The sequence below is a fragment of the Nocardioides sp. FY1077 genome, from assembly GCF_058681775.1.
In genome coordinates, this window is sequence record NZ_JBZWDB010000005.1 from 346,306 (window position 1) to 360,887 (window position 14,582).

9 protein-coding genes, 1 tRNA gene and 1 rRNA gene are annotated in these 14,582 nt (G+C 73.8%); 7 read left to right on the forward strand and 4 right to left on the reverse strand.

Annotation, left to right across the window (positions count from 1 at the left end; all coding sequences use genetic code 11):
• Positions 1 to 123: 123 nt before the first annotated feature.
• The 3 genes from AC4OR8_RS18750 (at position 124) to AC4OR8_RS18760 (ending at position 2,989) form a co-directional block, all read left to right on the forward strand.
• Entirely contained in the window at positions 124 to 1,731 is a 1,608-nt protein-coding gene (locus AC4OR8_RS18750; protein WP_492167126.1) for a trypsin-like serine protease, read from the forward strand.
• 217 nt (positions 1,732 to 1,948) lie between these two features.
• Positions 1,949 to 2,025 (forward strand) — tRNA-Ile (locus tag AC4OR8_RS18755).
• 211 nt (positions 2,026 to 2,236) lie between these two features.
• Positions 2,237 to 2,989: a hypothetical protein gene (locus AC4OR8_RS18760; RefSeq protein WP_492167127.1), complete on the forward strand. Its 753-nt coding sequence runs from the start codon at positions 2,237 to 2,239 to the stop codon at positions 2,987 to 2,989.
• Between the two features lie 93 nt (positions 2,990 to 3,082).
• Here AC4OR8_RS18760 and AC4OR8_RS18765 read toward each other — a convergent pair whose 3' ends face one another.
• Complete coding sequence (locus AC4OR8_RS18765) at positions 3,083 to 4,150, reverse strand: hypothetical protein (protein WP_492167128.1); 1,068 nt, start codon at positions 4,148 to 4,150, stop codon at positions 3,083 to 3,085.
• 260 nt (positions 4,151 to 4,410) lie between these two features.
• Entirely contained in the window at positions 4,411 to 4,698 is a 288-nt protein-coding gene (locus tag AC4OR8_RS18770; RefSeq protein ID WP_492167129.1) for a DUF3072 domain-containing protein, read from the reverse strand.
• Positions 4,699 to 4,985: 287 nt separating this feature from the next.
• Here AC4OR8_RS18770 and AC4OR8_RS18775 point away from each other — a divergent pair, with 287 nt between their 5' ends.
• Positions 4,986 to 6,509 carry an LCP family protein gene (locus tag AC4OR8_RS18775; RefSeq protein ID WP_492167130.1) on the forward strand — a complete coding sequence of 508 codons (1,524 nt, stop codon included), beginning with the start codon at positions 4,986 to 4,988 and terminating at the stop codon, positions 6,507 to 6,509.
• Between the two features lie 55 nt (positions 6,510 to 6,564).
• Here AC4OR8_RS18775 and AC4OR8_RS18780 read toward each other — a convergent pair whose 3' ends face one another.
• Positions 6,565 to 9,915, reverse strand: coding sequence for a response regulator (locus AC4OR8_RS18780; protein ID WP_492167131.1), 3,351 nt, complete (start codon positions 9,913 to 9,915; stop codon positions 6,565 to 6,567).
• A 96-nt stretch (positions 9,916 to 10,011) separates the two neighbouring features.
• On the reverse strand, positions 10,012 to 11,769 hold the full coding sequence (locus AC4OR8_RS18785; RefSeq protein ID WP_492167132.1) for a protein kinase domain-containing protein: 1,758 nt from the start codon (positions 11,767 to 11,769) through the stop codon (positions 10,012 to 10,014).
• Here AC4OR8_RS18785 and tyrS point away from each other — a divergent pair.
• From tyrS to AC4OR8_RS18800, 3 genes are all read left to right on the forward strand, one after another.
• A complete protein-coding gene (gene tyrS, locus AC4OR8_RS18790; protein WP_492167133.1) occupies positions 11,713 to 12,984 on the forward strand; it encodes a tyrosine--tRNA ligase in 1,272 nt (423 codons plus the stop codon). The two genes, AC4OR8_RS18785 and tyrS, sit on opposite strands and share 57 nt — an antisense overlap.
• A gap of 1 nt (position 12,985) precedes the next feature.
• A complete protein-coding gene (locus tag AC4OR8_RS18795) occupies positions 12,986 to 14,035 on the forward strand; it encodes an alpha-hydroxy acid oxidase (RefSeq protein ID WP_492167134.1) in 1,050 nt (349 codons plus the stop codon).
• Positions 14,036 to 14,483: 448 nt separating this feature from the next.
• Positions 14,484 to 14,582, forward strand: a 16S ribosomal RNA gene (locus AC4OR8_RS18800); the annotation flags it as partial.

Consider the following 14,582-nt stretch of genomic DNA (forward strand, 5'->3'; position numbering starts at 1 on the left):
ACGGTAGGAACCGGCGGACGACGGGCCATCACCCAATTCGAGGACGTCGGCGCCCGGCCGGGCGGCCGGTCCTCACGCACGTTCCATACGCTCACGAGACGTCGCAGCTCCTACGGTCGCCCCATGACCCCGACACGCATCTCGAGGCACGGCCGTCCCGCTGTCCTGCTCCTGTGCGCAGCACTGCTCGTCCTGGCCGGCCTGCCCGCACCCGGCTCCCACGCCGTCGTCGGCGGCGAGCCGGCGTCCTCGGCAGCCCCGTACGGAGGCTCGCTCCAGCGCATCGACTCCCCACGCAAGGACCGTCACGTCTGCGGGGCGACCCTCGTCGCACCGCGGTGGGCGATCACGGCCGGGCACTGCCTCGGGCTGGTCGAGACCGGACCCAGCCTCGCGGGAACCGGCGAGGTGAGGCTGGCGCTGACCGGCGACCCGGTCGGCTGGAAGGTGCGGTTCGGTTCTCGACACGTCGGGACCGGCGGACGTGTGGTCCGCGTCCAGCGGTTCGTGCGCGCCTCCCGGTCCGTCGACCCGGACGGCGACTTCGCGCTGCTCCAGCTCCGGCGACCGCTGCGGGCCGCGCCGGTCGAGCTGGCGTCTCGTCGCCCCTCCCCGGGGACCCGTGCCCTCATCGCGGGGTGGGGCTACACGGGTCGCGGTGGCCTCCGCGACTACGAGTCACCCCGCAGCTACCCCGACGCGCTGCGCGAGGCGACGACGCGGATCGCGTCCCCCGCGACCTGCGGCCTGGCGAAGACGCAGGTGGCGCTGTGCGTCGGCACCGCCAGCGTCGGGCCGGACAACATGGACTCCGGCGGGCCGGTCTTCGTCGAGGAGAACGGTCGGTCGGTGCTGGCCGGCACCGTCAACGGCGGGAACTACCTGAGCGGCCTGCGGCCCTCGGTCTACACCGACCTCAGTGCGCACCGCCGCTGGATCCAGAGCTACGTCAGCGGCCGCCGGACCATCCCGACCGCCCCCCGCCCCACGACCCCCGGCATCGCCGGCGCAGGGACCATCGCGTCCAGCGGGTGCGCCACCTCGGTGGTGCGTGTCGCCGCGAGCCGGAGGACCGACAAGGCGATGGTCCTCACGAACGGGCACTGCCTGGACTCCCGACCCGCACCCGGCAGCGCCGTGCTCGACCAGCCGGCGCACCAGCTCGTCAACCTCCTGGGGGCCGACAGCAACCCCGTGACCCGCGCCACCACCACACGCCTGCTGTACGCGACCATGACCGGCACCGACGTGGCGGTCTACCGGCTGCGGCAGACCTACGCCCAGCTGGAGCGCAAGGGCGTGCCCTCCCACCCGCTGGCCACGGGCGGTCCGGCACCCGGGGACAGGCTCGAGATGCACGTCGGCTCGAGGCAGACGACCTACTCCTGTGCGGTCGACACGATCGTCCCGGAGGTGCGGGAAGCAGGATGGGCGCAACGCGACGTCGTGCGCTACGCGACCGCCCGCACCTGCCGCACGGAGGCCGGCCTCTCCGGCTCGCCCCTCATCGACCCGTCGACCGGGGAGGTGGTGGCAGTCCACAACAGCCACGTCGCCGGCGACGGCAAGCCCTGCAGCGAGGACAACCCGTGCGAGGTCGAACCCGATGGGACCGTCACGTCGGTTCGGGGCCGCGGTTACGCCCAGCAGGTGGCGGCCCTCACCCCTTGCCTGGTCTCCGGGTCGGCGTTCGACCTCACCGCGCCCGGCTGCACGCTCGAGCGTCCCTGAGCTGCCCTGCAGGGTCCGCACCGACGATGCCGGGTCGCCCCTGCGGTGCCATCGGTCCCGACCGCTAGGGTCGCCTCTGCCCGGGACGGCCACCTGCACGTCGGTCGGCTCGGCGGGGCACCCGCGCCACACGTGCGACCAGGCGCGGGCTTCGGCCTGCAGCAGGCCGGCCGCGAGGGCTGGAACGGGCCCGTGGGCCCGGGACAACAGAAGACGCGGGGCGGTAGCTCAGTCGGTCAGAGCAGAGGACTCATAATCCTTGGGTCGTGGGTTCGAGCCCCACCCGCCCCACCACCGGATCATCGAGTCGTTCCCTGTCCGCCTCTCCTGGGAGACCGGCGCTCCACTGCCGGCGGGACGCAGGACGGGTCGGTCCCCGTGGTCGCGCCCCGCGTCCCGCCGACACCCGGGGGTGCGTTCTCCGGACCGGGCGGCGGCCGTGCCTCAGACTGCTCGCTGACGAGGGTGACCCTTCCAGCACCCGGAGACCACCGAGGGGCGTGTCATGAGACGTCGATCGAGCCTGGCCCGACGGGTCCTCGCAGGTGCTGCGCTCATCACCTTGGCGGGGTGCGCGCAGAACGGGGCGGCACACGACGACGGCAGCGACCTGCCGGGTGACGAGCCGTTCGCGGAGCTGTCCATCGCGCAGATCAGGGAGCGTGCGCACGATGACATGAGCGACCTCAGGTCCTTCCGGATGGAGGCCGACATGGTGGTTCCTGGGGGCCGGATGCAGTGGAGGGCCTTCCTCGACGACGACGGCGAGTGCCACGGAGACATCGCAACACATGGGGGATCGGCGGAGTTCGTCCGCGGTGAGGCCGGCACCTTCCTGCGAGGCGACCGGCGGTTCTGGATCAACCGCATCGGCCGTGGCGCGGACGCGATCGCCTCCGCCCTGAACGGCACGTGGGCACGACTGCCCGACACCGGGCCCACCGGGCTGGAAGGGATCTGCGACTTCGACGTGGTCCTCGGGTCATCCCCGGAGCCCCCCTCGGTCGGGCCGGACGAGCGGGTGCTCGGTGTGGTCGATCTCGACGGCCAGGAAACCGTCCGCCTGGTCGACCCCGGTGATGGCGCCACCACGTACTCCTGGGTCTCGACCGAGGCGCCGCACTACCTGCTCAAGCTGGAGTCTCGCGGAGCCGAACCAGCTGCGGTCCGACTGTCTGAGTTCAACGCACCGGTCGAGCCCCGACCCCCAGCACGGGGCCGGTACGTCCAGGTGACCCACGAGATGATGACCCCCTAGGAGCCGTCGGAACGGCTCGCCACGGTGCTCACGAGTCGTGACGCGGCCATCGAGCGAGAGATCCGACGGGGTCGTGACAGGGGGGCCGCGGCGTCAGGGAGTGCCGGGGAAGCGGGCGAAGCGGCGGGACGTGAGCCCGGCCGCGGTCGTGAACTCGCCGCCGACCAGGAGCGCGGTGGGGGTGGCGGTGATGGCCCAGACCCCGAGCGTCCCGCCCGCGAGCTGCGGGTCCCAGGGGGTCACCCGTCCGGTGGAGGCGTCGACGGACTGGATCCACTTCCGCTTGACCCGGTCGGTGAGGTTGTTGCCGAAGTGCCCGCCCAGGTAGACCTCTGACGCGCCCACCGCGATGGCCTGGGTGTCTCCGCCGTTCTTGACGGACCAGACGGCCGTGCCCGCGCCGGCGGTGTCGAAGGCGAGGACCCGGTTGTCGGCGACCCCGTAGTAGAGACGGTCGCCGCTGGGCGAGATGCCCATGGCGACGAGCAGGCTCCCGACGGCAGGCACGGCGAAGGCCCTGGCTGCTCCGGTGGCCGGATCGAGCTCGGCCACCCCGGAGCGGCTCTGTCCGCCGATGGCGTTGAACGCGCCACCCGCGAAGAGGCGGCTGCCGTCACTGCTCGGTGCGACCACGCGGACGGTGCCGGTCGGGGCCGGTCGGAACGGCAGGAGCACCTCACCCGCGGCGTCGAGCGCGACCAGGCGCTTGCGGGTGGTGCCGTCGATGCCGGTGAAGCGCCCCGACACGTAGAGCGTCGGCCCGGACGCGCTCAGGTCGAGCACGTCAGGCGCGGTGCCCGCGGTGTCCGCCGACCAGTCCTGGCGCAGCGCACCGGTGGCGTCGACCGCGGCCAGGTTGGCCCGAGCGACGCCGTCGACCTCGGTGAAGGTGCCTCCGAGGTAGACGGTCGTGCCGTCGGCGGAGCCCTCGACCGCCTGGACGACACCGTTGACGTCCGGGTGGAACGTCGGGTCGACCGTGCCGTCGGCGCGGATGGCCGCGACGTGCTGGCGCGGCAGCGAGCCGACCTCGGTGAAGTCGCCGCCGATGATCGTCCGGCCCCCGACCTGCGCGACCGCGTAGACCGTGCCGTCGACCCGCGCCGTCTTGTCGGGCGTCGGCGCGACGCTGGCGTGCGCAACCAGCGGCGCGACCAGCACCAGGGCGAGGCCGAGCGCGAGTGTGGCCGGCCGGAGCCGCCGGGTCCGCGTGGGCCGAGGGTGCAACGAGCTCAGGGGTGTGGGCACGGTCCGCCTCCGCCCCGCGCTCGCGACCGTCGCGGCCCTCTGGGACCCGCTGAACGTAGGCGTCGGTGGGCCGGTCCGGCGCCTCGCGGCGCGGCGTCCCCGATAGCGGGTAGGCGGGTCCCCAGGCCACGGCCCGGCCGGTTCCGCCGTCGGGGGACCCGCCCGGACTCAGGTCAGGAGTCGGCGCCGCGGCCGGTCTCGGACTGCAGCCGGTCGATGTGCTCGGAGGCCTCGGCCTTGGTGATGTCGGCGGGGATGGTCTCGCCGGCCTCGGTGGCCAGGGTGTTCAGGTAGCTCTTCTGCGCACCCGTCATGGGCTCGTCGCCGGTGACCCAGTCGTTGGGGTCCTTCTCGGCATTGGTGGGGTCGGGGTTGTCGGCGCCGAGCACGTCGCCGTCGGGCACGCCGCTGGGCGTGGGCTGGGAGTCGTCGGAGTTCGCACGTGTGTTCGAAGTGGTCATGCCCCGACGCTACGGGCGCCCACCGACGGACTCCAGGCCCGAAGGGGTGAGGGTGCCCCGCCGGGCGGAGAGCGGAGCCGGTGGAGGCGCCGGCGTCTCCACCGCGCCGCTGTCGGGTCCACCACGTGCACCGCCCTCGATGGTAATTTCTGCGTCGCTGCGCGGCAGCCACGCGTCGGCCCGACCGACCCCCCGTCCGCACGTCCGAGAGGCTGGCCATGGTCGACCAGGCGCCGATGTCGTCCGGCCCTGGGCCGACCCCGCGCCGGGGGCGGCGACGCGCGAGCGTGCGCCGACGTGTGCTGCGCCGCGCGACCTCCACCGCCACCCGGCCCGCGCCCGGCTCACCGCGTCGGTCGTCCGGCTCCCGCGTGCTGCGTCCGGTGCGGCGCCGGGCGTCGGGGCTGCCCGGGACGCTCGGGGTGACCCTGCTCGGCGCGGTGCTGCCGGGCTCGGGGTTCCTCTACACCGGGAGGCGCCTGCTCGGCGTGCTGGTGCTGGCCCCGACGCTCGCGCTGGTGGCGGCCACCGTCTGGTACTTCGGGCGCGACCTGCGCGCCGCCGTCGACTTCGCCTTCGACCCCGCCCGCCTGCGGGTGGCCGCCGTTGCCCTGGTGCTGGGGCTGGCGGTGTGGGCGGTCGTGGTCTACCTGACCTACCGCCAGGTGCGCCCGCCACGGCGTCCGCGGTGGCACACCGCAGCAGGTCACGGGTTCGTCCTGGTGCTGTGCCTGGCCATCGGCGCGCCGTTCGCGGTGGCCGCGCGCTACGCGCAGGTGCAGGCGGGCTTCGTCGACGAGGTCTTCGACGACAACGAGGTGGCCACCACCCCCGACGACGTCACCGAGGCCGACCCGTGGGGTGGCCGCGACCGGGTCAACGTGCTGCTGCTCGGCGGTGACGGCGGCGAGGGGCGCACCGGTGTGCGTACCGACACCGTGGTGCTGGTCAGCATGGACACCGCCACCGGCAAGACGGTCATGTTCAGCCTGCCGCGCAACATGATGAACGCCCAGTTCCCGGTCGACAGCCCCCTGCACGACCTGTACCCCGAGGGCTTCAGCGGCCCCGAGGACGACGGCTACTACATGCTCAACGCCATCTACGGGCAGGTGCCCGAGCGTCACCCGGGCGTGCTGGGCGGCAGCCGCGACGAGGGCGCCGACGCGATCAAGCAGGCCGTCGAGGGCAGCCTCGGCGTGCCGGTCGACTACTACGTGCTGGTCAACCTCAAGGGGTTCGAGGACGTCGTCGACGCGATCGGCGGCATCCGGGTCAACGTCAACGAGCCGGTGGCCATCCAGGGCAACACCGACCTCGGCATCCCGCCGGTCGACTACATCGACCCCGGCCCCGACCAGCTGCTCGACGGGTTCCACGCGCTGTGGTTCGCCCGCGGGCGCTACGGCTCCGACGACTACGAGCGGATGGACCGCCAGCGCTGCGCCATCGACGCGATGATCGACGCCGCCGACCCGGGCACGCTGATCCGGCGCTACCAGGCACTGGCGCAGACCGGTCAGGAGATCGTCTCCACCGACGTCCCGCTGCGCATCGTCCCCGCGTTCGTCGACCTCGGGCTGAAGGTGAAGGACGCCAAGGTGAAGTCGGTGGTCTTCCGCGCCTCGGAGCAGTTCTCCTCCTACGACCCCGACTTCACCTACATGCAGCAGGTGGTCGCCAAGGCGCTCGAGCCGCGCAAGCGCGCGGGGGTGCCGAAGGGCGACCCGGGACGCGCGGAGGACGCCGAGGACTCGTGCGCCTACGCCCCGGTGGCGGGCGCCGAGACCGACACCGCTGCGGCGTACTGACGCCGACCGCGGCCGGGCTCGGCGGGCCGCCAGGCCACGAGAGAGGGCCAGGGGTTCACCCCTGCGCCGTGGGTGGCCCGTCAGGTCGGTGGCCGGCCGCCGTGCGCCAGGCCTCGAGCTCGCGGCACGACCGCTCGACGCGCCGCTCCACGTCCGGCAGCAGGTCGACCGCGCCGTCGGTGGTGCCGCGCTCGGCCAGTCGCTCGATCGTGCGCAGCGCCGCCGCGGCGTCGGGGGCGCCCAGGTTGAGCGCGCCACCGACCAGCTTGTGGGCGACCGCCCGCACCTGCGCAGGGTCGCCGCCGACGGCCACCAGCTCGCGCAGGGTGGCCAGGGTGTGCGCGGCGTTGACCAGGTAGTTGCCGATCGCGCGGAACACGTAGGAGCCGTCGCCGTCGAGGTCGAGCAACGAGCCGAGCCGCTCCACCTCGAGCCCGGCGTACGGCGCGGTCGCCGGCGGCGCGACGCCTGCGCGGTCGCGGGATGGGGAGGCCGGCGGCGCGACGTCGGTGCGGAGCCAGCGCGACAGGGTCGCGGCGAGGGCGGCGACGTCGATGGGCTTGGTGAGGAAGTCGTCCATGCCGGCGGCCAGGCACCGCTCGCGCTCGCCCTCCACCGCGGCCGCGGTCATCGCGATGATCGGACGCCGGCGCCCGGTGGCTCCCGCGGTGTCGACGGCCTCGGCGACCCGGATGGCCCGGGTGGCGGCGTAGCCGTCCATGCGGGGCATCTGCACGTCCATCAGGATCGCGTCCCAGCCGTCGTCGGCGGCGGCTCGGACGGCCTCCACCCCGTCGTCCACGGCCACCACGGCGAAGCCCATGGCCTCGAGCAGACCGGTGGCGACCATCTGGTTGACCGGGTTGTCCTCGACCACCAGCAAGCGGGCGCGCGCGGTGGCCGACGGGTCGGGGGCCGGGTCCACCCGCACCTCCGCGGCCGGGTCGACGGCGGGGACGGCGACGGCTGCGACGGCTGCGGCGGGACGCACCGCGGTGCCGGGTACGCGCTCCCCGCCGAGCAGCTGCACCAGGGTCGAGCGGAGCACCCCGGTGACCACCGGCTTCACCAGCCAGTCGTCGACCCCGGCGGCGGCCGCCGCCTCGGCGCCCACCGAGGCGCTGGAGGTGAGCAGGAGCACCCGCAGGTGCGGGCCACCCTCCGCGCGCACCCGCCGGGCGGGCTCGAGCCCCTGGAGGCCGGGCGCGCCGAGGTCGAGCACGACGGCGTCGTACGGGTCGCCCTCCGCGCGGGCGCGGGTGAGCTCGGCCAGCGCGTCCGGTGCCGAGCCGACGCCGGTGGTGGCCACACCCCACCAGCCGAGCTGCTCCTCCAGCACCGCACGGTTGGCGGGCACGTCGTCGACCACCAGGACGCGGTGACCGGTGAGCCGACGCCGCGCCTCGGACTCCGCGGTGTCGTCGCCGTCGCCGTCGGCCGGGCCGAGCAGCACCGAGAACGAGAACACGCTGCCGCCCGCGGGGTTGGGGGCGTGGGCCACGAGCCCGCCCATCGCGGCCACGATCTCGCGGGTGATGGCCAGCCCGAGGCCGGTGCCGCCGTACACCCTCGTGGTGCTGGCGTCGGCCTGGGTGAACGGCTCGAAGAGGTGCGCCAGCTCGGCGGGGTCGACGCCGACGCCGGTGTCGCTGACCTCCACGACGAGCCGCACGGCGCCCTCGGGGTCGCGGCCCACGGTGGGCACGGCGGGGTCGCCGGGGCGCGGCAGGCGCACCCGCACGGCCACCCGGCCGGCCTCGGTGAACTTCAGCGCGTTGGAGGCGAGGTTGGTCAGCGCCTGCGCGAGGCGGGTGGGGTCGCCGCTGAGCACGACCGGCACCTCCGGGTGGCAGGACGCCACCAGGTCGAGCCCCCGGGTGCGGGCCTGCTCGGCGAGCACCCCCACCACCTGGTCGAGCACGGGACGCACCTCGAAGTCGACCGTCTCCAGGTCCAGGCGCCCGGCCTCGATCTTGGAGAAGTCGAGGATGTCGTTGATGACGCCGAGCAGCGCGCGACCGGCCGCCCGCACGCCGGTGGCGAGGCGGCGCTCGCGGGTGCCGAGCTGCGAGCCCAGCAGCAGGTCGGTGAGGCCGATGACGCCGTTGAGCGGGGTGCGGATCTCGTGGCTCATCGTCGCCAGGAACTCCGACTTCAGCCGCGACGCCGCCATCGCCGCGTCGCGGGCCTCGGCCAGGGCCCGCGCGTCGCGCTCGCGCTCGGCCACCCGGCTCAGCAGGTCGGCCACCGTGCGCGCCATCGACTCGATCATGTCGTGGCGGTACAGCGGCGGCCGGCTGGTGAGGGTGACCACGGCACACACCTCCTGCTCGAGCAGGACCGGGAAGGCCAGCGTCAGGCCGGTCTCGTCCCACACCGCCCGGCGGGCGCGGTGGGCCAGGCGCGCCAGCGCCAGCTCGGCGGCCGTCTCGTCGGGGGTGCGCGCGTCGTCGGCGGCCTCGACGGTGCCCAGTGGCATCGGCACCACGCCGTCGTCGCCGGGGACGAACGCGCGGCCGCGGTCCCAGTCGTCGTGGAGCAGCACCAGGGAGCGGGCGTGGCGCAGCACCTCGTCGAGCGTGGCGGCGTCGTTGGCCGCGCTGGCCACCGCCTGCATCAGGCCGTTCTGCGCGACCTGGTCGGCCAGCGCCTGCTCGGTCTCGCGGGCGTCGGTGACGTCCTGGTGGGTGCCGAGCACCCAGCGGCGTCCGTCGGGGTCGGTGACCACGCGCCCCCGCGCGCGCACCCACACCCAGCGCTGCGGGCCGCGCACCCGGGCGACGACGTCGAGCGCGTCGCCGTGCGTGACGACCCGACGCAGGGCGCCCTCGAGGGCCTCGCGGTCGTCGGGGTGCACGGCCTGGCAGGCCTGCGCCATGGACACCGGGCCGGTGTCGGGGGAGGCGTCGTGCAGCGCGAGCAGCTCGGGGGAGGCCTGCACCAGGTCGGTGGTGAGGTCCCACTCGAAGCTCGCCAGGCGGGCGATGCGGTGGGCCTCGGTGAGCCGGGTCCGGCTGGTGCGCAGCTCCTCGAGGTCGGCGCGGCGGTCGGTGTAGTCGGTGAAGGTGGTGACCGTGCCGGCCGGCTGCCCCGCGGCGTCGAGCATCGGGCTCTCCCGGGCGAGCGTCCAGAACGTCGTGCCGTCGCGGCGCACGAGCTGCACGTCGACGGCGGCGCGTTGCACGCGTCCGGCGCGCAGGTCGGCGAGGTGCTGCTCGTACTGCTCCCGACCGGCGTCGTCGAGGAAGGCCCGCAGGTCGAGCTGGGGCGCCTCCGCGGGGTCGACGTCGAGCATCGTGGCCATCACGCGGTTCGCGTAGAGCGTGCGCCCCTCGGGATCGAGCACCCAGATGCCGTCGGGAGACGACTCGACGATGTCGCGGTAGAGGTCGACCGGTCGCACCACGCACCATCCTCGAATGCTCGCCCGACGTCGTCGTCAGCCTAGGGGGTGCCCGGCCCGGGCGACGAGCGGAGCCCGGGTGGGCCGTGGGGGTGTCGCCTAGAGCTCGTCGGCGATCTTGTAGCTGCCGTCGGGCTGCAGCTGGAGACGCAGCGTGACCGACTCCTCGATGCGCTCGCCGCCGACCTCGCGGCGATAGGTGTAGGTGACGGTGCCGGCCTGCGGGTCGGCGGTGGCACTGCGCAGGTCCACGTCGTCGATGGCGCTCCAGAACGCGGAGTAGCCGTCGATGCCGCCGCTGGCGGCCTGGAACGACGGCGTGAGCAGGTTGAACGACGTGGCGGGGTCGGCGTCGGCCGCGGTGAGGTAGGTGTCGACGAACTGCGTCATGCCGGCCCGGGTCGCCCGCGGGGCGGGCTCGCGCGAGGCCCGGTCGGTCGGGGTCGGATCGGGGCTGCTGTCCGGGCTCTGCTCGGCGGAGTCCGAGGCCGTGGGGTCGGCCGAGGTGCTCGGTGCCGCCCCGGCCGCCTCGGCGGGGTCGTCCTCGCCCCCGCTGCCCAGGAGGAAGGCGCCCACCGTGACGCCGCCCAGCAGGAGCACCCCCGCCAGGGCGAGCACGGCGACGCGGGCCCGGCTGCGCGGCCCCGGCCCCGCGGTCGCGGCGGCGGCCTGGGCCGGGGTCACCACCGGGCTGGCGCCGGTCGTGTACGATGGCACCGCGGCGAGTGCCGCCGTGCTGGCCTGCCGGGGCGGCACGGCCACCGGGGTCTCGAGGGTGCGGACGCGGCGCGTCGGCGCCTCGACGTACCCGGAGGCCGACGGGCCCTCGGCCAGGTAGTCGCGCACCATCGCCATCGACCAGCGGTCGGCGGGGTCGTGGGTCATCGTCGAGGCCAGCAGCGGGGCCAGCCAGTCGCTGTCGTCGAGGCGCGGCGGGTCCTCGTGCACGATGCGGTAGAGCACCCCCAGCACGTTGTCCTTGACCTCGTACGGCGGGGCGCCCGACAGGGCGTGGTAGAGCGAGGCCCCCAGCGACCAGACGTCGCTGCGGTCGGTGGCCGTGGAGCCCGAGGCGACCTCGGGGGCGATGTAGGCCGGGGAGCCGGTGACCAGCCCGGTCTGGGTGAGCGCGGCGTCGGCCTCGGCGCGGGCGATGCCGAAGTCGGAGAGCTTGAGGTGGCCCTGACCGGTGACCAGCATGTTCGAGGGCTTCACGTCGCGGTGCACGATGCCGGCGGCGTGCGCGGCGGCGAGCGCGTCGGCGGCCTGGCCGAGCAGGGGTGCCGCGTCGGTGGGGGAGAGCCGGCCGCGGTCCTTCAGCAGCCCCGAGAGGTTCGTGCCCTCGACGTACTCCATCACCAGCCACTGCTGGTCGTCCTCGTCGACGAGGTCGAAGACGGCCACCACGTGGGGGTGATTGAGCCGAGCCGCGAGGCGCGCCTCCCGCTCGGCCCGCCGCAGGTCGGCGTCCGTCTCGCCGGGCGCCATGCCGATGCGCTTGACCGCGACGGGGCGCCCCAGCACCTCGTCCTGCCCGAGCCACACGGCCCCCATGCCGCCCCGACCGATTTCCCGGTCGAGGGTGTACCTACCTGCGATCAACGTCTGGACCTCCTGCCGGAACACCCTAGGTGCTGACGGCCCCCCGCCCTTCCTCCCAGCGGGTGGGCGGGAAGGGCCCGGCGGGAGTCGCACGCGCCCGCGGTGTCCGCAGCCGTCCACCGGGTCGCCCGGGGGGCCACCGGTGAGGCAGGCTGGGACCGGCGGGACCGCCCCGCCGTCCGACCGGAGAGGCGCCTCGTGCCCATCGACCCCACCCTCATCGACGACCTCGAGTGGCGCGGCCTGCTGGCCCACTCGACGGACCTCGACGGCCTGCGCGCGGCGCTGGCGGCGGGGGGCGTGCGGTTCTACGTGGGCTTCGACCCGACGGCGCCCAGCCTCCACCTGGGCAACCTCGTGCAGATCCTCACCGCGCGGCGCCTGCAGCAGGCCGGACACACGCCGTACGCACTGGTCGGCGGGGCCACCGGCATGATCGGCGACCCCCGCGACTCCGGCGAGCGCACCCTGAACTCCGCCGAGACCGTCGCCGAGTACGTCGGGCGCGTGCGTGCCCAGATCGAGCCGTTCCTGTCCTTCGAGGGCGACAACGCCGCGACGATGGTCGACAACCTCGACTGGACCGCCGGGCTGTCGGTCATCGACTTCCTGCGTGACATCGGCAAGCACTTCCCGGTCAACCGGATGCTGGCCCGCGACACCGTGCGCCGCCGCCTGGAGTCCGGCATCAGCTACACCGAGTTCAGCTACGTGCTGCTGCAGTCGATGGACTACCTCAACCTCCACCGCGAGCACGGCGTCACGCTGCAGTTCGGCGGCTCCGACCAGTGGGGCAACCTCACGGGGGGCGTCGAGCTGGTGCGCCGTGCCGAGGGGGCGACGGTGCACGCGTTCGCGACGCCCCTGGTCACCAAGGCCGACGGCACCAAGTACGGCAAGACCGAGGGCGGCGCCCTGTGGCTCGACCCGGAGATGATGTCGCCGTACGCCTTCTTCCAGTTCTGGCTCAACGTGGAGGACGAGAAGGTCGGCGAGCTGCTGCGCATCTTCACGTTCCTGCCGCGCGCGGAGATCGAGGCCCTGGAGGCCGAGCAGGCCGAGAAGCCGTTCCTGCGCTCGGGGCAGAAGGCCCTGGCCGAGCACGTCACCACGCTGGTGCACGGCGCCGAGGAGACCGCCCGCATCACGGCGGCCTCCGCGGCGCTGTTCGGCGGGGGCGACATGGCCTCGCTCAGCCCCAGCACGCTGGGCGCCGCCCTGCAGGAGGCCGGCACCACCACGCTCGAGGCGGGCGCCGAGCTGCCCACGGTGGTCGACCTGCTCGTGCAGGCCGGCCTCGCGGCGAGCAGGGGGGAGGCACGCCGCACCGTCGCCGAGGGCGGGGCCTACGTCAACAACGTGCGGGTGCAGGACCCCGACCACGTGCCCGACCGTGCCGACCTCGTCGGTGGCACCTGGTTGGTGCTGCGGCGCGGCAAGAAGCGCTTCAAGGGCGTCGAGGTCCGCTGAGGTGAGGAGGGGGACGCGGCGCGGCAGCTGGATCGACACCCTCGAGGAGCGCGCCCGCGCCAAGCTGCCCGGACCGGTGCAGGAGTACGTCGCGCACGGCTCCGGCACCGGCGTGACCCTCGCCGAGGCCGGCCCGGCGTGGTCGCAGGTGCGCTTCCGACCCCACGTCATGCGCGACGTGACCGACGTCGACCTCGGCGTGACCCTGCTCGGACGGCGCACGGCGCTGCCGTGGGGGGTCGCTCCCACGTCCCTGCAGCGAGCCGTGCACCCCGACGGCGAGCTGGCGATGGCCCGGGCCACCGCCGACGCCGGCGGGCTGATGGTGGTGTCCAGCAACGCGGGGACGCCGTTCGAGGAGATCGCCGCCACCGGCGTCGACTGGTGGCTGCAGGTCTACCTGCCCTCCGACCGCACCCTGGCTGAGCCCCTGCTGCAGCGTGCGGTCGACGCGGGCGCCCAGGCGGTCGTGCTCACGGTGGACACCCCCGTCGTCGGCACCTGGCTCGCTGCCGGCGACCGGGTGTGGGACGTCGTCGATCCCGCCTTCACCCGGGTGAACTTCGAGCCCGGCCACGACCAGCGCCCGGGCGCGGAGAAGGCCCTCGACCTGGGCCCGCACGACCTCGACTGGCTCGCCGAGCGCACGGGGCTGCCGGTGGTGGTCAAGGGGGTGCTGCGACCCGACGACGCCCGTCGGTGCGTGCAGGCGGGTGCGCAGGCGGTGTGGGTGAGCAACCACGGCGGTCGCCAGCTCGACCGGGCGGCCGCGACAGCGCACTGCCTCGCCGACGTCGCCGCCGAGCTCGCCGACCACCACGCCCAGGTGTACGTCGACGGCGGCCTGCGCTCGGGCGGCGACGTCCTGGCCGCCCTGTCGCTGGGCGCCGACGCCGTGTTCCTCGGTCGACTGCCCGTCTGGGCCCTGGTCGGGGGAGCCGACGACGTGCGACGCCTGCACGCCGAGCTCGAGGAGCAGACCGTGGAGTGCTTCCGGTTGGCCGGCTGTCGCACGGTGGCCGACACGCGCCACCTCGTCGCAGCCCGCTGACCTGCGACGATGCGTACGGGATGCCGGTCGCGCACACCCGATTTGGCAAGCCCCGGATCGTCGCCTAATGTTCTCTGAGTCGCCAGGGAGCGGCGGGCAACAAGATCCGGTCAGGATCGGGTTGCCGGCCCCGCAGCGACACAGACGGTCACAGCACAGCGGTTCCACCGCGGTGTGGTGGCCACAGCCCCGCCGCTTCGGCCTTCTCGGTCGCAGGACGGGTTGCGTCTGATTCTTGAGAACTCAACAGTGTGTCATAGTCGACGAATTAGTTTGTTTGCCCCGTTGACTCTCTTTCTTTGCTGTCCTTTTTGGGTGGTGGGGTTGTGGGTTGATGGTTTTGGTAAGGCAATGATTCTGGCAATATATTGTCGGGGTTTTGTTCTTGTCAGGCATCTCTTTTTCCTCGCATCGGCTTCTTTTTGGGGTTGGTGTGGGGTGTTGTTTTTCAACGGAGAGTTTGATCCTGGCTCAGGACGAACGCTGGCGGCGTGCTTAACACATGCAAGTCGAGCGGTAAGGCCCTTTCGGGGGTACACGAGCGGCG